Origin of the sequence: Pseudomonas sp. KB_15, assembly GCF_052114525.1 — a bacterium.
Lineage (GTDB): Bacteria > Pseudomonadota > Gammaproteobacteria > Pseudomonadales > Pseudomonadaceae > Aquipseudomonas.
This window is the reverse complement of sequence record NZ_JBFREX010000022.1, coordinates 12,780-33,248: the sequence shown is the minus strand read 5'-3', so window position 1 is coordinate 33,248 and position 20,469 is coordinate 12,780. Positions and strand designations below refer to the sequence as shown.

Genomic DNA, 20,469 nt, shown 5'->3' with positions numbered 1-20,469 from the left:
CTGCAAGAGGCCTTGATTCGTTTAATGTTTGGATTGCACTTCTCAAGGAGTTGATTTAGTAAATGTTTTTCGATAGTAGTGTAAATGGTGTCTTTATAAGAATTTTTATATCTAACCACAAAGTCCAGTTGTTGATATACGCCAGATCAAGCTCTACACGCTTTTCCATCTTGTCGATGGTTTCCGTCTCACCGCGATAACCACTGATTTGAGCAAGCCCGGTAATCCCCGGTTTGATTCGGTGCCGAGCCATATAGGCGTCGATTTTGCCGGTGTAGTAATCGTTATGTGCCACGGCGTGAGGGCGAGGGCCTACCAGAGACATGCTGCCTTGCAGGGCATTGAACAGTTGCGGCAGTTCGTCGAGAGAGGTGCGGCGGATGAACTGGCCGACACGGGTGATTCGCGGGTCATCGCGGCTGGCCTGCTTGACCTCTTTGTCGTCATGCACGCGCATTGAGCGGAATTTCCAGACCTTGATGATCTTGCCGTTCCAGCCGTGGCGTTTCTGTTTGAACAGGATCGGGCCAGGGGATGAGCATTTGACGGCGATGGCGGTGGCCAACAATACCGGGCTGAGCAGGATGATCGCGATGAATGCGACGGTCCGGTCCATTATCGCTTTAGAGGCGGCGGCGGTTGGGTAGGACGTCAGTGGGCTCTCGTTCAAGTGGATGGCGGGAAGGCCTTCGATATCACTTACGGAGTGGTTGAGCAGGATCAGGCTTTGCAGGTCCGGGGTCCAGATGACGTCGACGCTGGAGTCCAGCAGGTCGATGTACAGGCCTTCGATCTGTTCGGCTTCTGTCAGCGGCAATGCGATGTAGAGGCGCCGAATCTGGTGGGTTGCGATCAGGTCCCGCAAGTGGGCAAGGCTGCCAATCACCGGGTACAGGCCATTGTTGGGCAAGGGTTGGTCGTCCGCAGCTACCAGGCCAACCAGTGGTTCGTTTCTATTGCGAACCAATTTGTCCGCGAGCTCTTGGGCCAGGTCGCCGGTGCCGATAATCAGCGAGGTGCGGGCAGCTTGCAGCTTTTGCTGGTAACGCCGGGAGAGGTTATGCAGTGGCACATAGAGGCAGGCTTGGAGTGCGAAACCGCCGAGCGCGAGGCCAATAATAACTTCGCGGGAAAAAAGCTCACTGGTTTTGGTGATAAACGCCACGACGGTCAAGCCGGAGAGTAGCACCAGCCAGCCAGCCAACAATCGGCCTAGTCCTACCAGATAGCCATGGTGTTTATGGTAGACCTGCATCATGGAGTAGGAGGGTACCGAGCCGAGCATTATGAATGCCGCGAGTATCCGGTAGTGGGCTTCGACTTCCCCGGTCTTTATGGTTGCCAGTGCACAGAGCAGGAGGATGAGTGCGCAGATTGCGGCAAGCCATTGGGTCCAGAACGTAAGACCGCGACCGGCCGGTAGCGAGGTGTTGCGCTTGCGAATCAAAATAATCTCCCTTGCGTCGATTTGGACATAGCCTTCCTGGGCATGCCCGCTGTCTGGAGTGTTCACTCCATGCAGCTTTAGTTGCTGTTTGAGCCTCTGGCACAAACCGGTCTGTGTCGTGGCGTTTCCCCTATCCGTGACAGGGAACGCACTCGCCTTGGCCAATATCAAGGTTTTGGGCACGCTACCGCCCCAGGATTGACCGTTGGTTTCCTGAGAACGTGCGCCGTGGGTGCGACGAATGAGCCGATGCGCGAGCGCTGGCATTTTTGGGGAAGAGGGTCAATCAGGCAGGCCGAGTTTGCGCTCGGAGGATAATGAGTCTGTCCTTGACTGCTGCACAACGCGAGGTTTGTGCAATGGCATCCTGCCGGAATGGGAATATACCTCAGCCGACGGCGTATTCTACGGTTTTGTTAGGAAATGTGAAGGTATAAAACAGGCTCATATGGGGTTCGGACGGACAAAATTACCAATAACCAGTGAAAAGCCGATTGCAGCCGATAGCCCAGTGTTTGTTGGGCGAAGTGCCACTATTCGGGCCACTACGCGAGCCATCATGCGATCGATTCTGGAGTATGTGCGGAAGGGGGTGTAGGAGCGAGCTTGCTCGCGATGGACTCAGGGGTGATGCGTTTACTCAGAGAGCAGGCGTTATCGTTAACGTCCATCGCGAGCAAGCTCGGTTCCTACAGGGTCTTTTCTATGGCGTTGATCGGGACGCTGAGGGTGTGTTCGCGGTGCAGGAGTTGCAGGAGAATTATGATGCGTTCGGCACCGTCGCGGGCGAGGAAGATAGCGTCCAGTTCCTTGAAGCTGCCGCGGTTGATGCGCACGCTGTCACCGGGTTCCAGTGCCAGGGTCTCGGGCGGTTTTTCGCTGAGTTGTTGCTGGAGTTGCGCGATGAGTTCGTCTGCCACTGCGATCGGCTGCTTGCCGAACGTCACCAGTTGGTTGACCCCGCGCGTGGAGCGGATGGGGTGCCAGTTGTCGTTGAGCTGGTCGAGCTGGATGAACAGGTAGCCGGGGAAGAGAGACTCCACCGAGGTGCTGCGGCGACCGCGCTGAATACGTTCGATCCATTGGGTTGGTCGGTAGCAAGTGAAGCCCTGGTGAATCAGGTTTTCCTCGGCGCGGGCGTCTTGCCGGGGTTTGCACTGGATCAGGTACCAGCGTGGGGGCGGGTGCGGGCGAGGCATGCTAAGGGCTCTCATGGGTGAATCAGGGCAGCGGCGCTGCCCTGATGTCGGGTGTCACTTTTTGTCCGAGGCGTATTCGTATTGATAGTAGCTGTAGCTACCATAGCCGTAAGCTGAAGCTTTGCGTTCCACGGCGTTGAAAATCGCACCCTTGACCACGATGCCGTTCTGTTCGAAGCGGCGCTTGGTTACTGCGATCTCTTTGGCGGCGTTTACGCCGAAACGGGTCACGATCAGGTTCGTGCCGGACTGGCGGCCCACCAGGGCGGCATCTGTCACTGCGAGGATTGGCGGGGTGTCGATGATCACCAGGTCATACTGGCTGCTGACTTGCTCCAGGAACCGGGTGAAGTTGCTGTGCATCAGCAGTTCGGATGGGTTTGGCGGGATCTGACCGCGGGTGATGACGTGCAGGTTGTCCACTTCAGTGGAGTGGGTTGCCTTGTTCAGATCAATCTTGCCGGCGAGCAGGTCGGACAAGCCATTGTTCACGTCCATGCGGAACATTTTGTTCAGGTAGCCTTTACGCATGTCGGCGTCGACCAGCAGTACCTTTTGTCCGGTCTGGGCAATGATGGCGGCCAGGTTGCACGAGACGAAGGATTTACCCACGGCCGGGYTTGGGCCGGAGATCATCAGGATGTTGTTCTTCGCTTCAAGGGTTGCGAAGTGCAGGCTGGTACGCAGGCTGCGCAACGATTCGACAGCGAGGTCGGCCGGGTTGTTAACAGCAAGCAGCAGAGAGCCGGTAGATGCGCGGCTGTTGCCCTTCAATGTGCTTTCAATCTGGGACTGGCCCTTGCTGAGAGGGATCGACGCGTAAACCGGGATACCGAGTTGCTCGATGACTTCCGGGTCTTCCACGCCACGATTCATTGCTTTGCGAACCAGCACGTAAGCTATGGCAACTAGTGCGCCAAGCAGTGTGGCGATCAACACAACCAGCGCTTTTTTCGGTTTGACCGGTTTTTCGATGTTCGCATCCGCCGAGTCGATCACGCGGACGTTACCTACCGTACCGGCTCGGACAATATCCAGCTCCTGGGTTTTGTTCAGCAACTGCGTGTAGATGTCGGTGGTGACTTGCATGTCACGGGTAAGGCGCAGTAATTCCTGCTGGGTTTCTGGCAGGTTTTTAACCTTCTTTTCCAGCCCGCGTTTCTGCTGATCCAGCTGACCCATTTGGGTCATCAGTGCCTGGTAGGACGGATGTTCGCGGGTGAAGCGGTGCTCCATCTCGGCTTGCTTGAGCTTTAATTCGGAAATCAGGGTTTCCAGGGCTACGATCTGATCGAGTACAGCTTTGGTTTCGATAGTGATGTCTACGGAGCGGGCACTGCTCTGGTAGGCATTCAACTGACCTTCGGCCTTCTCAAGTTGCTTTCGTACATCCGGCAACTGTGTGCGCAGAAACTCCAGGCTTTGTGCGGCTTCGGCGGAGTTACGCTGGACGTTCTGCAGTACGTAGAGCCGGTTGATCTCGTCCAGCACCTTGTTAGCCAGATCAGGATCTTCGTTTTCCAGCGACAGCGCGATGATGCCGGACTCTTTGCCACGTTCAGTGGCCGACACATCGTCCTGGTACTTGAGAATGGTATTGAGGCGACGCTGCTTGGTAACTGTGAACAGAGCGCCGGTATTGGCATTCAATGTCGAAACTTGCAGTTTGAAGCCATTTTGCTCCAGTTTTTCACCTGCTTGACCATGAAGGAGGACTTCGTCATCGTCATTCAGCAGGGTGAAGGCGCCATTGCCTTCCGCGCGAAGCGTCAGCTCCTTACCCAGGTAAGCATCCGGCACTTCCAGTTGGAATATATCGAGTTTTTCTCCACCCCAAGTGAAGCTGTTGAGGCCGAGCAGTGGCGAGGCCACCTGGTTTTCACTCACCGGCTCAAAGCGCCGGCTCAGAAAATGGCCAATCAGCGGGAAATAGTTCGGCTCAACAATAATATCGAGCTTCAGGTTCTCCACAGCCTTGCCCAGAACCGCGCGGGATTTAAGCAGCTCAATTTCAGTCACTGCCGGAGAGGTCCCGCCGAACATCTCACTCATTTCCGCCATGCCGCCCAGCGCAGCCATGCCGCCTTTTTTCTCTTCAACCTGCACCAGTGCATTCGCCTGGTAAATCGGCGTCGACAACAGGGCATAAGCAACACCCACCGCGCAAAAGAACGCAGTGATGCCAACAATGATCCACTTGCTATCGATCAAGGTGCCGAAGAGTGCGAGCAGATCGATGTCGTCATCGTCGTCGCGGTGTTCCTGGATGGGGAGGCTGTTTGGGCTTTGCATGCGGGGTACTTTTACAAGAGGTGATTATAGTTTTTGCGACCAACTGTCGACGCCTTGCGTCATCAGTTGGTAGACGTGATCGAAAGCGACTTTCTGCTGACGGTAGGGGTCAGGAATTTCCTGGTTGTTCTGCCACTTGCCCAGTAGAAACGTCTTGCCGCGGACTTCTGGAGCCATTCGCGCGATAGTCTCCACGTGGCGTTGTTCCATGGTCAGGACTATATCCGCCTGTTGCAGCATTTCTCGAGTTAGTTGGCGGCCTTTGTGGTCTGGGAGATCGCCGCCATGTTCGCGCAGTACCTCCAGCGCGGTCTTGTCCATGGGTTTGTCTACAAGGGCGCCGAGGCCCGCAGAGCAGACATCGATGCCGCGATTGGCCAGCTTGCTTTTAAGCAGGGCTTCGACGGTGGGGCTGCGGCAGATGTTGCCGATGCATACGACCAGGATTTTATTGAACATAGGGGCTGCGCAGGTTGCGAAATCGTGTGTGGTGACCGCACAGGCAGCAGGAGGAGGGGGCTGGTTTCCTTTCCAACGCAACAGTACGGCTTTCTCCGGTGCATTGCTGCTGCCGGGGCCATTTCAAAAGTGTGCACTTTAGTGGCGTAGGGGGGGAGGGTCAAGGCTCGGCTGTTACTTTCTATCATACGGGCGTTTGTCTTTGCTGGTAGTATTATTATGCCAGCATCAGGTGAGTGAGCAGGCCGAAGTGCAGCAGATTCAAGTCGAAGTGCGTGGCATTGCCAAGCAGTGATAGCTCGGGTAAAGGCCTTTGCGCCGGTAGTACTCGCCTATGTTGATCTCGGACAAGCCGGCCGCTACAAGTACGACAGAAAACTTAGTTTCGGCTGACCAGTTCACGGTCAGCGGCTTGTTTTCGGGCACTGTATTTCGTTCAGAACTGAACTGCTTGAAAGTTGGACAAAGGCATTTCGCTGACCCCTTCGCGCCGAGAAACCTCGGCCATCATCAGACTCAGTGGGGGAAGCAGCATCTTGAGCAATGCGGCTCTGCGTTCATATGAATGATACGGCACGACCAGTCGCATCCCGCCCCCGATATGCTTTTTTAGGAGAAATTGGCGAAGCGACAACTATCCAGGCACCGGGGGGGGGGGGGGCGAGCTAAAGAAAGGTGAGGGCGAAACAGGCGTGATCACCCCACCAATTCAAGCCTAAATTTACGAGTAAGCTTGCTCACGATGAATGATAACGTGACCCCGCGCTGGCCTTCGTACCATCCATCACGACCGAGGCAAGAGGCTCATTGCGCCATCTGCGCCATGACTTGCCTATAACCTGTTGCAGTGGCTAGTACGGCACCCTTGCCTTGGGCAATTAGTATACTGTCCGCAACTTCGCGAAATGCTCCGGTACCGCCCGCAGCTATCAACACATGCGTCGCAGCTGCTTTTACGTAAACCGGTGCATCTGCCACCGCGAAAGACAAAGCGCATGCTGCAAAGGCCGGCAGATCGATGCAGTCGTCGCCGATGCATGCCGTTTGTGCAGCACTGACGCCGGCTTCGGCCATCAGTTGATGGCAGGCGGCCTGCTTATCCTTCACGCCGAATTGGCAGAGCGTTATGCCCAAATCCGCCACGCGCTTGCGTAGCGTCGCCGAATCGCGACCTGACAGCACCGCCACCCGCACACCATTTTCTTCCAGTAGGCGCATGCCCATTCCATCGCGGACGTGGAAGCGCTTCAGGCACTCGCCAGTTGCGTCGTAATAGATGCCACCGTCGGTCAGCACCCCATCCACGTCAGTAATCACCAAACGAACATCGTCCAGCGTTGGCAACGCCGCAAGGGGTAGGCCACTCATCAATGCTCGCACCTTTTCCAGGCACTCCGGTGTGTCCACACCCGGGCCGGTCGGTTCTACCCGATATGCTCGAATGCAGTATCCAGCAGCCATCAGTCGCAATTGCTCAAGATTTTCTGCGTGCTCGAGCATCGGTTGCGGCAGGCTGCTGTAGTCGGCCAGGACGTCGCGACGAAATCCATACACACCCACATGTTTGAGGTATTCGGCAACTTCGCCGTCCCTTGGGTACGGGATCGGAGAACGACTGAAATACAGCGCGTTGCCATTGTTGGCCAGTACCACTTTCACCGTATTCGGTGTGCCAGCTTCATGAGCTTCGATCGGGTGACACAACGTACCGACTTGTACTTGTTTATCGGCAAGCATGCCGGCGGCGAGGGTATCGATGTCGGTCGGGCGCACCAGTGGCTCATCACCTTGTAGGTTGATGTAGATGTCCGCGTCGACCTGCGCCATGACTTCGGCCAGGCGGTCGGTGCCGGACGGATGATCCGGCGAGGTCATTACGCAAACACCCCCAAACGTTCGAACCACCTCCGCGACGCGCTCGTCGTCGGTAGCAACCACGACAACTTGAGCATGAGTAACTTGCAGGGCCCGTTCATATACGTGCTGCACCATGGGTTTGCCCGCGATATCGGCTAGCGGCTTGCCGGGCAGACGTGTTGAGGCATAGCGTGACGGAATGACTATTGCGACCCGTTGATCTGTACTTGCCATGTTCGGAATCCTTTCATCAAAAAACGTTGCTTCAGGCAATGTTCAATGGTTTGAACGACTTGACAAGATCGTCCAATGCTTTGATCTGAGTCAGGAACGGTTCCAACTGATCCAGCGGTAGCGCGCTCGGGCCGTCGCATTTGGCCTCATTCGGGTTCGGATGCGCTTCCAGAAACAGTCCTGCCAGTCCCACGCCCATGCCGGCACGTGCCAGTTCAACCACTTGTTCACGACGACCACCGGATGCTGCTCCCGATGGATCGCGTTGTTGCAGCGCGTGGGTCACGTCGAAAATGATCGGCAAATTCTCGCAGGTGCGCTTCATTACGCCGAAGCCCAGCATGTCCACCACCAAGTTGTCATAACCCAGGCAAGTGCCGCGGTCACAGAGGATCAACTGATCGTTACCGGCTTCCTTGAACTTGTGCATGATGTTCTGCATCTGCGACGGGCTCAGGAACTGTGGCTTTTTGATGTTGATCGGTTTGCCCGTCTTCGCTAGTGCCATGACCAGGTCAGTCTGCCGTGCTAGAAATGCAGGCAGCTGCAGAACGTCGACCACTTCTGCGACTGGCGCAGCCTGGTAAATCTCGTGCACATCTGTAATCACTGGCACACCGAACTCAGCCTTCACAGCTTCGAATATGCGTAGGCCCTCTTCCATACCAGGGCCGCGATAAGAGTGGATGGACGAACGGTTTGCCTTATCAAAGCTGGCTTTGAACACGTAAGGAATGCCCAGCTTTTCGGTAACGCGCACGTATTCGGCGCAAGCGATCAGCGCCAGATCCATGGATTCAAGTACGTTGATTCCGCCGAAGAGTACGAAGGGTGAGTTGTTGGAACATTCGATAGTCGGGGTGATTTTAATCACGATAATAGTTCACTATGAATATGACGATAGGAGGACTTGGTGTTGATGTCGGCCACCTTTATTGCGGTCCGGCATCAGTTACCACGGTTTAGGGGATGGATTGGGCTGAACGGTAATTGGCATATCAGCCGTTGAGCCAACTGGCGAACTTGCTTTCAATCGCGACTCGGTCATTTGCGGCCATCGAGTAAGTGTTTACGTAATAGTGCAAAAGCTTCCGGGTGCGCTGCTGATCGAAAACGAATTCGTGGTTAAGGCATTTTTTTAGTTCGGCATCGCTGCGCGACGGCTTAAGAGTAATCGCATTCACCGGTCACGACAACCGGACGGCCGTGCAGCAACGCCTCCAGGCCAACACCGGAGTTCATTGTGAACACAGCATTCGCGCCAGAGAAGAGGTCGTGCACCGAGGCGTCGGACATTTCAATCGCACCAGTACTGGCGAGTGCTTCCAGTGTTTTCTGAACCGTCAAGCTGTTGCAGTAAGGGTGACGCTTGACCCGAACTTTCGTCGGGCTGCCGTAGTAGTGGTCCGCGACAGTGCAGACTAGTTCGACACCCGCGATCCCTGCAAGAGCCGCTACGGTGTCCGTTGGTGTTTGCAGAGCCACAAAGACGTAGTCATCTGCAAATGTGATGAGCGCTGTTTTTTGCGAATACTTGGATGCGTTGTTATGGATGTAAGTGGTGCGAAGCTCGTTTTCGGTCTCGGTCAGGACTGCGACGTTGTAATCCAAATTCGATTGTTCAATCGGTTTGTGGATCGTCGCGAGCGAGGAGTTGAGCCTGCGAAATCTTGGTGATCCATGCTGCAGTGGGCGGCCAAGGGTACTTTCAGGATGTGCAGATGATTGGTGTTCAGAGGCGCATTGGTGTGGTAGCTGACGATGCGCGCACCCAGAGTCCGAGGGTCACAGTTCCTATAATTCCGCTGATGTTTAGGGGCGGCTGATGTCATCACTTGGTAATAGATAGTCTTCTTCTCGGGCGCTTGCCTTGAAAGCAGGGCTATCCCGCCATCGGGTAGGTGAACAGTCCGAAGTGCAGCAGGTTCAAGCCGAAGTGGCTGAGGATGGCAGCGCCCAATCCACCAAAACGGTAGGCGAGGCCATAACCGACCCCCGCCAGACTCGCCAGTACAACCCATTGCCAGCCGGCCCCGGCGTGGGCCAGGCCGAAAATCAGAGACGCCAGCAGCAGGGCGAGGTTTTCACCCTGGGGCAGGGTTTTCATGATCCGGCTTAGTCCGCCCTGGATATAGCCGCGAAACAACGCTTCCTCGACCAGGGTTACCAGCAGCAGGTTGTTGAGTATCCATAGCCAGGCCTGGTCCGGCCATTTCGGCGCCCAGGCGATGATGCCCATCAGCAGTGCGCCGCCCAGCGCCAGCACGGCGCTCAACGCCAGTGCCAGCACGGTGGCATATAGGAAGGAGCGCAACGAGTAACGAGCGACAATCCATGGGCAAGCCAACAGCAGCCAGAAGCCGATCAGGGGTTTGTCCAGGTTCAGGAACATGGAAAACGACACGGCGTTTTCGCTGAAGCGCTGTAGAGCAATGCCGCGACCGTTATGGAAGCCCGGTAGCCAGTGCAATGCCAGGGCCAGCGCCAGGACGATGAACAGGCCGTGACCGAGGATGCGTAGACCAGGGATTATTTGTTGGCGAACGGTGAGGCCGGCGATCAACAGCAGCATTACCGAGATTGCCGCCAGCCAATCGAGGTGGCCGTAGGTCAGCGCCAATCCGTAGCCGAGGGAGAGCAGGGCCAGAAAAGTCCATGGCAGGGCAAGCATTTGAAATCCTTAGAGATGTAGAGCTTTTGTGGCGAGGGAGATTGCCGGAGGGCTGCGATTATAAGCAGAGCCCAAACAAAAACACCGCCCGAAGGCTAATACCAGTCAGTTAAGCGGTAATGCGATCTGTAGCAGCTGCCGAGCCTGCGAGGCTGCGTTCGGCTGCATGGCAGTCGTGAGTCCGGCTGACGCGGTCTGCCTGACGTACCGCGATTACCGGTTTTACGACTGCTTCGCAGCCGAACGCAGCCTCGCGCGCTCGGCAGCTGCTACAAAGGGTGTCGTGCCCGAAGGCAGTGTTGTTGTCAGCGGTCGGTCAAGACGCGATCAATTGCCGCAACACGTAATGCAGAATCCCTCCCGCCTTGAAGTACTCCACTTCATTGAGCGTATCGATGCGGCACAGCACCTCGATCTTCTCGCTGCTGCCGTCTTCGCGGGTGATGACCAGCGTCAGGTTCATCCGTGGCGTCAGCTCGACGCCGGTCAAACCGAGGATGTCCAGGGTTTCACTGCCGTTGAGGTTCAGGCTCTTGCGGTTCTGATCCAGCTTGAACTGCAATGGCAGCACGCCCATGCCCACCAGGTTGGAGCGGTGGATCCGTTCGAAACTTTCGGCGACGACTGCTTTCACTCCCAGCAGGTTGGTGCCTTTGGCGGCCCAGTCACGACTCGATCCGGTGCCGTATTCCTGGCCGGCGATCACCACCAGCGGGGTGCCCGAAGCCTGATAGCGCATGGCGGCGTCGTAGATCGGCATTTTCTCTCCGGTGGGAATGTAGCGGGTGTTGCCGCCTTCTTCGCCGCCGAGCATTTCATTGCGGATGCGGATGTTGGCGAAGGTGCCGCGCATCATCACTTCATGGTTGCCACGCCGCGAGCCGTAGGAGTTGAAATCCCGCGGTTCCACGCCTTTGTTGCGCAGGTATTGCCCGGCCGGGCTGTCGGCCTTGATGTTGCCGGCCGGGGAGATGTGGTCGGTGGTCACCGAGTCGCCGAGCAATGCGAGGACCCTGGCGCCGTTGACATCCTTGACCACTGGCGGCGGGCCGCCGATGTCGTCGAAGAACGGTGGATGCTGGATGTAGRTCGAGTCGTCCTGCCAGACATAGGTCGCCGCCTGCGGTACTTCAATCGCCTGCCATTGCGCGTCACCGGCAAACACTTCGGCGTATTCCTTGTGGAACATGGCGGTGTTGACCTGATTCACGGCGTCGGCAATTTCCTTGCTGCTTGGCCAGATATCCCGCAGATAAACCGGTTTGCCGTCCTTGTCATTGCCCAACGGTTCGCGGCTGATGTCCGTGCGCACGGTGCCCGCCAACGCGTAGGCGACCACCAGCGGCGGGGAGGCCAGCCAGTTGGTTTTCACCAGCGGATGCACCCGGCCTTCGAAGTTGCGGTTGCCTGAGAGCACGGAAGCCACGGAGAGGTCGGCTTGCTGGATGGCTTTCTCGATGGGCTCCGCCAGCGGCCCTGAGTTGCCGATGCAGGTGGTGCAGCCATAGCCGACCAGGGCAAACCCCAATTCATCGAGGTACCGGGTCAGGCCGGCCGCCTTGTAGTAGTCGGTAACCACTTTCGAGCCAGGCGCCAGCGAGCTCTTCACCCAGGGTTTGCGTTTCAGGCCTTTTTCCACGGCTTTCTTCGCCACCAGCCCGGCCGCCATCATCACGCTCGGGTTGGAGGTGTTSGTGCASGAGGTGATTGCGGCAATCACCACCGCGCCGTTTTTCAGGCGATAGGTCTGGCCTTCGTAGTGGTAGTCCGCTTCACCGGCCATATCGGCGTTGCCCACGGCAACGCCGCCACCGCCTTCGCTTTCCAGGCGACCTTCTTCCTTGGTGGTGGGTTTGAATTGGTGGTCGAGGAAGTCACTGAAGGCTTGCGGGACATTCGGCAGCGAAACCCGGTCTTGGGGGCGTTTCGGCCCGGCGAGGCTGGCTTCGACGCGGCCCATGTCCAGCGCCAGGCTGTCGGTGAACAGCGGTTCCTGGCCGGGCAGGCGCCACAGGCCCTGGGCCTTGCTGTAGGCCTCCACCAGTTGCACCGTTTCGAGGGGGCGGCCGGACAGGCGCAGGTACTCCAGGGTGACGTCGTCCACCGGGAAGAAACCGCAGGTGGCGCCGTATTCCGGGGCCATGTTGGCGATGGTCGCGCGGTCAGCCAGCGGCAGGTCGGCGAGGCCATCGCCGTAGAACTCGACGAATTTGCCCACCACGCCTTTTTTGCGCAGCATCTGGGTGACGGTCAGCACCAGGTCGGTGGCGGTGATGCCTTCCTTGAGCTTGCCGGTGAGTTTGAAACCGATGACTTCCGGAATCAGCATCGACACCGGTTGCCCGAGCATCGCCGCTTCCGCTTCGATACCGCCGACGCCCCAGCCGAGCACGCCGAGGCCGTTGATCATGGTGGTGTGGGAATCGGTACCGACCAGAGTGTCAGGAAAGGCGTAGGTGCGGCCGTCCTCGTCCTTGGTCCAGACTGTACGGCCGAGGTATTCCAGGTTCACCTGGTGGCAGATCCCGGTGCCCGGCGGCACCACGCTGAAGTTATCGAAGGCACTCTGGCCCCAGCGCAGGAACGCATAACGTTCGCCATTGCGCTGCATTTCAATGTCGACGTTTTGCTCGAAGGCGCTGCTGCTGGCGAACTTGTCGACCATCACCGAGTGGTCGATCACCAGGTCCACCGGGGACAGCGGGTTGATCCGCTGCGGATTGCCACCGGCCTTGGCCATCGCCGCACGCATGGCGGCCAGGTCGACCACGGCGGGAACGCCGGTGAAGTCTTGCATCAGCACCCGCGCCGGGCGGTACTGGATTTCGCGGTCGGAGCGACGCTCCTTGAGCCACGCGGCCAGTGCCTTGAGGTCGGCGCCGGTGACGGTTTTTTCGTCCTCCCAGCGCAGCAGGTTTTCCAGCAGGACTTTCAACGACATCGGCAGCTTGTCCAGCTCGCCCAGGCTCCTGGCGGCATCGGGCAGGCTGAAGTAGTGGTAGGTCTTGTTGCCGACTTGCAGGGTTTTCAGAGTCTTCAGGCTATCGAGGGACGGCATTACGATCACTCCTTTGAGTCCGTACGGCTACGGACAGAGGGAACGGATAGAGGTCTAAACCTAGTCCTCTTTAGTGCTTAAGGCTAATAACTGGACTCTATGGGCAAGTCCGGGGTTGCGAAGTCAGCTATCATGCGCCGGTTTTCGTGACAGGCTTTGCTTCAGGGCAAGCGGTCTCTCTTTGTGGGAGCGAGCCTGCTCGCGATGGACGTTAACGATAACGCGTGTTTCCTGAATAAATGCGCCGCCCTGAGTCCATCCGCGAGCAAGCTCGCTCCTACAGGGTCCAGGAGTAAGAATGAACACCCTATTCATGCATTGCCGGCCGGGCTTCGAAGGCGAAGTCTGTTCCGAGATTTCCGACCTTGCCGCGCGGTTGAACGTGGCCGGCTACGCCAAGGCCAGGGCCGCCACCGCTTGCGCCGAATTCGTCTGCACCGAAGAAGACGGTGCCGAGCGCCTGATGCGCGGGCAGCGTTTCGCCGAGCTGATCTTCCCGCGCCAGTGGGCCCGGGGGATTTTCATCGATCTGCCGGAAACCGACCGTATCAGCGTGATCCTTGATCATATGGCGGACTTTCCGCTGTGCGGCAGCCTGTGGCTGGAAATGGTCGACACCAACGATGGCAAGGAACTGTCGAACTTCTGCAAGAAATTCGAAGTGCACCTGCGCAAGGCGCTGATGGCGGCTGGCAAACTGGTGGAAGACGCGCACAAGCCGCGCCTGTTGCTGACCTTCAAAAGCGGCCGCGAAGTGTTCATGGGCCTGGCCGAGTCGAACAACTCGGCAATGTGGCCGATGGGTATTCCGCGTTTGAAATTCCCCCGCGAGGCACCAAGCCGTTCGACCCTCAAGCTGGAAGAGGCCTGGCACCACTTCATCCCGCGGGACCAGTGGGACGAGCGCCTGCACGGCGACATGACCGGCGTTGACCTCGGGGCCGCCCCCGGTGGCTGGACCTGGCAACTGGTCAACCGCGGCATGCTGGTGACCGCCATCGACAACGGCCCGATGGCCGAAAGCCTGATGGACACCGGGCTGGTGCAACATCTGATGGCCGATGGTTTCACCTTCAAGCCCAAGCAGCCGGTGGACTGGATGGTCTGCGACATCGTCGAGAAGCCGGCGCGTAACGCCGCGATGCTGGAAGAGTGGATCGGCGATGGGCATTGCCGCGAGGCGGTGGTCAACCTCAAACTGCCGATGAAACAGCGCTATGCCGAAGTGAAGCGTTTGCTCGAGCGCATTGCCGATGGCTTCAAGGCGCGGGGCATCAAGGTCGAGATTGGCTGCAAGCAGCTGTACCACGACCGTGAGGAAGTGACTTGCCATTTGCGCCGGCTGGACGTGAAGAAACCGAAATCCCGCTGAAACACCGCAACCCCCTGTAGGAGCGAGCCTGCTCGCGATGGACCTGAGAGCGCATTGGGGTGTCAGGCATCCAGCGTTATCGTTAACGATCATCGCGAGCAAGCTCGCTCCTACAAGGGTACGGCGTTATGCCACAGATGACGTTGCACCCGGCAATGCGCGACAATGCCGGCCAGTTTCAGGAGTGAATCATGAGTGAAATGCTTGATACGCCGGTAGACGGCACCCTCGACGCCACCGGCCTCAACTGCCCCGAGCCGGTGATGATGCTGCACCAGCACATCCGTGACCTGGTGCCCGGCGGCCTGCTCAAGGTGATCGCCACCGATCCGTCGACCCGTCGCGACATTCCCAAGTTCTGTGTGTTTCTCGACCACGAACTGGTGGCGCAGCACGAAGAGGCGGGCACCTACCTCTACTGGATCCGCAAGAAGTCCGGTTGACGGACTCTCAGCCGCGACACCCTTTGTAGCAGCTGCCGAGCCTGCGAGGCGGCGTTCGGCTGCGAAGCAGTCGTAAAATCAGAGTTCGCGGTACGTCAGAGAGATCGTGCAAGCCGGATTTACGACTGCTGCGCAGCCGGACGCAGCCTTCGGCAGCTGCTACAAAGAAGACGTAGCGTCTGGGTTCGCCTAACTGACTGGCATTAACCAGTGCAGGTCTTTTTTTGTGTGCGCTTAGCCCATCGATTGGCTATTACGAATCCGTTTGCGCGCACTGAGCGTCAGGCGGATCGACAGCATCAGCGCCGCACAGCTCAAACCGGCAATCAGCCCTTCCCACAGCCCGCTCGGGCCGCTGGCCGGACCGAACCAATCGGTCAGTCCCAGCACGTAACCGACCGGCAGGCCGATGCCCCAATAGGCGAACAAGGTCAGGATCATCGTCACCCGGGTGTCCTGGTATCCACGCAACGCGCCCGCGCAAATCACCTGGATGGCGTCGGAAAACTGGTACAGCGCGGCGTAGACAATCAACATCGAAGCAATCTGGATCACGCTCTGGTCAGGCGTGTAGATCGAGGCGATCGGTTCGCGCAGACACAGGATCAGGCTGGCCGAGAACGCCGCAAACACCAACGCTGCACCGAGCCCGACCTTCGCCGCGAAGCGCGCCTGCCAAGGATTGCCGGCCCCCAGTGCCTGACCGACCCGTACGGTCACCGCCATGCCCAGCGAGTAGGGAATCATGAACAGCAGCGAGCTGATATTCAGGGCGATTTGATGTCCGGCCACCACGGTAGAGCCGAGACTGCCGATCAACAGGGCGATGACCGCGAAGATGCTGGACTCGGCGAAGACGGCGATACCGATCGGCAGGCCAATCCCGACCAGGCGCTTGATCACGGCCCACTTCGGCCGGTCGAAGCGCACCAGCACCCGGGTGCGGGCATAGAACGGGGCCCAGAACGTCCAGCCGGCCATGCTCAACGCCATGAACCACATCACGATGCCGCTGGCCCAGCCGCAACCGACGCCGCCCAGGGCCGGTGCGCCGAAATGGCCATAGATCAACGTATAGTTCAGCGGGATGTTCAGCAGCAGGCCGCACAAGCCAATGACCATGCTCGGACGGGTACGCCCCATGCCATCGCTGTAGCAGCGCAGGACGTAATAGAACGCCATGCCCGGCAAGCCGAAGGCGATACCGTGCAGGTAGCCCATGCTTGGCTCGATCAATTGCGGATCGACTTTCATCCAGTGCAGGATCGGCTCGGCACCGAGCAGCAGGCCACTGCCGATCAACCCGACGCACAGTGCCAGCCACAGCGCCTGGCGTACCAGTGGACCGATCTCGTCAAACTGCCGGGCGCCAAAGCGTTGTGCAACCTTGGGCGTGGTTGCCAACAGGACGCCGGACATCAACAGGTAGACCGGAATCCAGATCGAGTTGCCCAGGGCCACCGAGGCCAGGTCCCGTGGGCTGACACGGCCGGCCATCACGGCATCGACGAAGCCCATGGCTGTGGTGGCCAGTTGCGCGATCATGATCGGCAGGGCCAGGCTGAGTAGGCCTTTGAGCTCCAGGCGTACCGGGGTCGTGCGTGGGGCGGCGGTAGTGTCAGTCACGGAATTCACAAGCGAAGCGTCCAGAGGTTTTGATGCGCAGGGCCGCGCATTCTACGCTTTGACATATCGGTCAGGAAAAGACTGTGTTGGGTATTTGTAATCGCACCGCTCTCCCTGTAGGAGCGAGCTCGCTCGCGATGGATGTGAGGTCACCGCGTTCATTCAGGCAGCCCTCGTTATCGTTAACGCCCATCGCGAGCATGCTCGCTCCTACACAGAGATGAATTCTGCGCCTAAACTGCCGGTCCGCCAAAGGAGCCTGCCATGCTGATTGTTGCCGACGAAAATATCCCCCTGCTCGATGCCTTCTTCGAAGATTTTGGTGAAGTCCGCCGGGTACCGGGTCGCTCCATCGACCGTGCCACGGTCGAGCAGGCCGATGTGCTGCTGGTGCGTTCGGTGACCAACGTCAATCGCGCGCTGCTCGAAGGCAGCAAGGTGCGCTTTGTCGGTACGTGCACCATCGGCACCGATCATCTGGACCTGAATTACTTTCAGCAGGCCGATATCACCTGGTCCAGCGCACCGGGCTRCAATGCCCGGGGCGTGGTCGACTATGTGCTCGGCAGTTTGTTGACCCTGGCCGAGATCGAAGGCGCCGACCTGACCCGGCGTACCTACGGCGTGGTCGGTGTCGGCGAAGTGGGCGGGCGGCTGGTCAAGGTACTGCAAGGCCTGGGCTGGAAGGTGCTGGTGTGCGATCCACCACGGCAGGCCGCTGAAGGGGGGGACTACGTCAGCCTTGAGCAGATCGTCGAGGAGTGCGACGTCATCAGCCTGCACACGCCGTTGACCAAACAGGGCCCACAATCGACCTGGCATTTGTTCGATGAAAAACGTCTGAACCAGCTCAAGCCCGGCACCTGGCTGATCAACGCCAGTCGCGGGCCGGTGGTGAACAACGCGGCCCTGCGCGATGTGCTGCTGGAGCGCGAAGACCTGCAAGCGGTGCTCGATGTCTGGGAAGGCGAGCCTGAGGTCGATGTGGCGCTCGCTGAACTGTGTGTGCTGGCAACGCCGCACATTGCCGGTTACAGCCTCGACGGCAAGCAGCGGGGGACCGCACAGATTTATCAGGCGTATTGCGATTTCCTCGGACAACCGGCCCGCGTCAGCCTGAGCGATTTGCTGCCGGCACCGTGGCTGTCGCACGTGACCCTGAATGCGCAAAGCGACCCGGCCTGGGCGTTGGCCATGTTGTGCCGTGGCGTGTATGACCCGCGTCGCGACGATGCGGATTTCCGTCGCAGCCTGGTCGGCAGTGTCAGCGAGCAACGTGCGGCGTTTGATGCGCTGCGCAAGAATTATCCGTTGCGCCGTGAGATCGACGGGTTGCAGGTGCGCATCGACGGGGATTCGCCTGAGTTGCAGAGGATTGTGGCGGCGTTGGGGGCAACGGCAATCTGATAGACCGTGGCGGCCCCTTCGCGAGCAAGCCCGCTCCCACWGGGGATTTGTGGTGCATATAGATCCAGTGTGGGAGCGGGCTTGCTCGCGAAGGGCGCCCCACAATGTCCGGACAGGCACCCATAAAAAACCCGGCCAACAATGGGCCGGGTCTAGAAGACGGTGGCTATATCACTTTTGTTCGGCAGGTTTGACCAATCGGCGTTCCAGTTCGCTGCAAGCTTTCTGGATCATTTTTTCAGTGATCGGTACTTCGCGGCCCTGCTCGTCAATAATCGAGCAACCCAGAGACTGGTCTGGTTGCGTGCGGATCACTTGAATCCTGTCATCGCTGCGGTGTTGCAAGGACATGGCCTGTCTCCTCATCAGGTTGTGTGCTTAATGTAGAACCTCCAGGTGACCGGGCTGTGACAACGTCCTGCGATCTTTCCGGGGGGACAGAACCAGTCCAGCAGAAATGCCGGCGCGTGGCTAGCCGAACTTTAGATCAATAGCGTCTAGCCTCCAGTCTTGGTGGACATAATTAACCTGACTCATTGTGATTTGCACCGGGCTACCCCATTGAGCGGTGTAGGCTGACCCTATTGACTGCTTTGTACTGGATGATTGCGATGCTCTCTGCCCGTCACCGTCGTGCTGCTCGCCTGGCCAGTCGTTTCATCGCGCCGTATCGCTGGCAGGCCTTTGGCGCTTTGCTGGCGTTGATCGTCACCGCTGGCATCACCTTGTCCATGGGGCAGGGCATCCGCCTGCTGGTGGACCAGGGGTTCATGACCCAGTCACCGCACCTGCTCAATCAGTCCATCGCTCTGTTCATGTTGCTGGTCATGGGGCTGGCCGTCGGTACGTTTGTGCGGTTTTACCTGGTGTCGTGGATCGGCGAGCGCTGCGTCGCCGATATCCGGCGTCAGGTGTTCAATCATCTGATTTACCTGCACCCGGGGTTTTACGAAGACAATCGCAGTTCCGAAATCCAGTCCCGCCTGACCGCCGATACCACGCTGCTGCAATCGGTSATCGGCTCTTCGCTGTCCCTGTTCTTGCGCAATTTATTGATGGTGATCGGCGGGATCGTCTTGTTGTTCATCACCAACCCCAAGCTCACCAGCATCGTGGTGGTTGCCTTGCCCCTGGTGATCGCGCCGATCCTGATCTTCGGTCGCCGGGTGCGTAGCCTCTCGCGCCTGAGTCAGGACCGGATTGCCGACATCGGCAGTTATGTGGCCGAAGCCCTGGGACAGATCAAGACCGTGCAGGCCTACAACCATCAGGCCCAGGACGAGCGCCGGTTTGCCGTGACCGTGGAAGAGGCATTCAATACGGCGCGCAAACGCATCTTCCAGCGGGCGTGGCTGATTACCCTGGTGATCGTGTTGGTACTGGGCGCGGTCGGGGTGATGCTCTGGGTCGGTGGCATGGACGTCATGGCCGGGCGAATTTCCACGGGCGAGCTCGCGGCGTTCGTGTTCTATAGCCTGATCGTCGGCAGTGCATTTGGCACGTTGAGCGAAGTGATTGGCGAATTGCAGCGAGCAGCCGGCGCGGCCGAACGGATTGCCGAGTTGCTGCGTTCGGAAAACATCATCCTGCCGCCGGTCACAGGCGCGGTGACTTTGCCGGAACGGGTCAACGGCCACTTGCAACTGCAAAACGTGCGTTTTTCCTACCCGTCGCGGCCGGAAAGTTATGCCGTCGATGGCTTGAGTCTGACGGTCAATGCCGGTGAAACGTTGGCGCTGGTCGGGCCATCAGGGGCCGGCAAATCCACGGTGTATGACTTGCTGCTGCGTTTTTATGACCCGGCCGAGGGGCGCATCCTGCTCGATGGCGTACCGTTGACTCAACTCGATCCCCTGGACCTGCGCCGCTGCTTTGCCTTGGTGTCGCAAACCCCGGCGCTGTTTTTCGGCAGCATTGAAGAAAACATTCGCTACGGCAACCCGAAGGCGACGTTGGCCGAGGTACAGGAGGCGGCAAAAATCGCTTACGCCCATGACTTTATCGAGGCCATGCCCAACGGTTACCAGACTCATCTTGGGGACGCTGGTCTCGGCTTGTCGGGCGGTCAGCGCCAACGCCTGGCCATCGCCCGCGCGTTGCTGGTGGATGCGCCGATCCTGCTCCTCGACGAAGCCACCAGCGCCCTCGACGCCCAGAGCGAACACCTGATCCAGCAGGCGCTGCCGAGCCTTATGAAAAACCGTACCACCCTGGTGATCGCCCATCGCCTGGCCACGGTCAAAAACGCCGACCGAATCGCCGTGATGGACCAGGGGAAACTGGTGGCGGTGGGCACGCATCAGGAACTTATCGCCAGCAATGCGCTGTATGCGCGGCTGGCGGCGTTGCAGTTCAGTGATGGACAGAGCGCTCTTGCCGGACGGGCGACCGGTTAAGACGAACT

At 58.6% G+C, this 20,469-nt stretch carries 15 protein-coding genes and 1 pseudogene; 4 read left to right on the top strand and 12 right to left on the bottom strand.

Features of this window, described 5'->3' with window-relative positions; translation table 11 throughout:
- Nucleotides 1-55: 55 nt before the first annotated feature.
- The 10 genes and pseudogenes from AB4Z35_RS18225 to acnA form a co-directional block, all read right to left on the bottom strand.
- The gene (locus tag AB4Z35_RS18225) at nucleotides 56-1,447 is read right to left on the bottom strand and encodes an undecaprenyl-phosphate glucose phosphotransferase (RefSeq protein WP_442098512.1); all 1,392 of its coding nucleotides are present in this window, start codon (nucleotides 1,445-1,447) and stop codon (nucleotides 56-58) included.
- A gap of 689 nt (nucleotides 1,448-2,136) precedes the next feature.
- Nucleotides 2,137-2,646 carry a transcription/translation regulatory transformer protein RfaH gene (gene rfaH / locus AB4Z35_RS18220; protein ID WP_442098480.1) on the bottom strand — a complete coding sequence of 170 codons (510 nt, stop codon included), beginning with the start codon at nucleotides 2,644-2,646 and terminating at the stop codon, nucleotides 2,137-2,139.
- Nucleotides 2,647-2,700: 54 nt separating this feature from the next.
- Entirely contained in the window at nucleotides 2,701-4,938 is a 2,238-nt protein-coding gene (locus AB4Z35_RS18215; RefSeq protein ID WP_442098478.1) for a polysaccharide biosynthesis tyrosine autokinase, read from the bottom strand.
- A gap of 24 nt (nucleotides 4,939-4,962) precedes the next feature.
- The gene (locus AB4Z35_RS18210) at nucleotides 4,963-5,397 is read right to left on the bottom strand and encodes a low molecular weight protein-tyrosine-phosphatase (protein ID WP_277536299.1); all 435 of its coding nucleotides are present in this window, start codon (nucleotides 5,395-5,397) and stop codon (nucleotides 4,963-4,965) included.
- A gap of 300 nt (nucleotides 5,398-5,697) precedes the next feature.
- Nucleotides 5,698-5,986 (bottom strand): annotated as a pseudogene (locus AB4Z35_RS18205) (IS3 family transposase); the annotation flags it as partial.
- Nucleotides 5,987-6,201: 215 nt separating this feature from the next.
- Nucleotides 6,202-7,488: a 3-deoxy-manno-octulosonate cytidylyltransferase gene (gene kdsB / locus AB4Z35_RS18200; RefSeq protein WP_442098476.1), complete on the bottom strand. Its 1,287-nt coding sequence runs from the start codon at nucleotides 7,486-7,488 to the stop codon at nucleotides 6,202-6,204.
- A 31-nt stretch (nucleotides 7,489-7,519) separates the two neighbouring features.
- Complete coding sequence (kdsA, locus tag AB4Z35_RS18195) at nucleotides 7,520-8,362, bottom strand: 3-deoxy-8-phosphooctulonate synthase (RefSeq protein ID WP_277536304.1); 843 nt, start codon at nucleotides 8,360-8,362, stop codon at nucleotides 7,520-7,522.
- A gap of 290 nt (nucleotides 8,363-8,652) precedes the next feature.
- Entirely contained in the window at nucleotides 8,653-9,099 is a 447-nt protein-coding gene (locus AB4Z35_RS18190) for a capsular polysaccharide export protein, LipB/KpsS family (RefSeq protein WP_442098474.1), read from the bottom strand.
- 271 nt (nucleotides 9,100-9,370) lie between these two features.
- A complete protein-coding gene (locus AB4Z35_RS18185) occupies nucleotides 9,371-10,159 on the bottom strand; it encodes a CPBP family intramembrane glutamic endopeptidase (RefSeq protein ID WP_442098472.1) in 789 nt (262 codons plus the stop codon).
- Nucleotides 10,160-10,475: 316 nt separating this feature from the next.
- On the bottom strand, nucleotides 10,476-13,217 hold the full coding sequence (gene acnA / locus AB4Z35_RS18180; protein WP_442098471.1) for an aconitate hydratase AcnA: 2,742 nt from the start codon (nucleotides 13,215-13,217) through the stop codon (nucleotides 10,476-10,478).
- 298 nt (nucleotides 13,218-13,515) lie between these two features.
- Here acnA and rlmM point away from each other — a divergent pair, with 298 nt between their 5' ends.
- Together rlmM and tusA are read left to right on the top strand one after the other, a co-directional pair.
- The gene (rlmM, locus tag AB4Z35_RS18175) at nucleotides 13,516-14,589 is read left to right on the top strand and encodes a 23S rRNA (cytidine(2498)-2'-O)-methyltransferase RlmM (protein WP_442098469.1); all 1,074 of its coding nucleotides are present in this window, start codon (nucleotides 13,516-13,518) and stop codon (nucleotides 14,587-14,589) included.
- A 191-nt stretch (nucleotides 14,590-14,780) separates the two neighbouring features.
- Entirely contained in the window at nucleotides 14,781-15,032 is a 252-nt protein-coding gene (gene tusA, locus AB4Z35_RS18170) for a sulfurtransferase TusA (protein ID WP_007987255.1), read from the top strand.
- Between the two features lie 234 nt (nucleotides 15,033-15,266).
- Here the strand turns inward: tusA and AB4Z35_RS18165 are convergent, their stop codons facing one another.
- The gene (locus AB4Z35_RS18165; protein WP_442098467.1) at nucleotides 15,267-16,667 is read right to left on the bottom strand and encodes an MATE family efflux transporter; all 1,401 of its coding nucleotides are present in this window, start codon (nucleotides 16,665-16,667) and stop codon (nucleotides 15,267-15,269) included.
- Nucleotides 16,668-16,922: 255 nt separating this feature from the next.
- Here AB4Z35_RS18165 and pdxB point away from each other — a divergent pair, with 255 nt between their 5' ends.
- A complete protein-coding gene (pdxB, locus tag AB4Z35_RS18160) occupies nucleotides 16,923-18,065 on the top strand; it encodes a 4-phosphoerythronate dehydrogenase PdxB (RefSeq protein WP_442098465.1) in 1,143 nt (380 codons plus the stop codon).
- A 171-nt stretch (nucleotides 18,066-18,236) separates the two neighbouring features.
- Here pdxB and AB4Z35_RS18155 read toward each other — a convergent pair whose 3' ends face one another.
- Nucleotides 18,237-18,416 (bottom strand): PA1571 family protein, encoded by a 180-nt coding sequence (locus AB4Z35_RS18155; protein ID WP_008001600.1) that lies wholly within the window; start codon nucleotides 18,414-18,416, stop codon nucleotides 18,237-18,239.
- 251 nt (nucleotides 18,417-18,667) lie between these two features.
- On the opposite strand from AB4Z35_RS18155, the gene AB4Z35_RS18150 reads away from it, so the two are divergent.
- A complete protein-coding gene (locus tag AB4Z35_RS18150; RefSeq protein WP_442098510.1) occupies nucleotides 18,668-20,461 on the top strand; it encodes an ABC transporter transmembrane domain-containing protein in 1,794 nt (597 codons plus the stop codon).
- Nucleotides 20,462-20,469 lie beyond the last annotated feature (8 nt).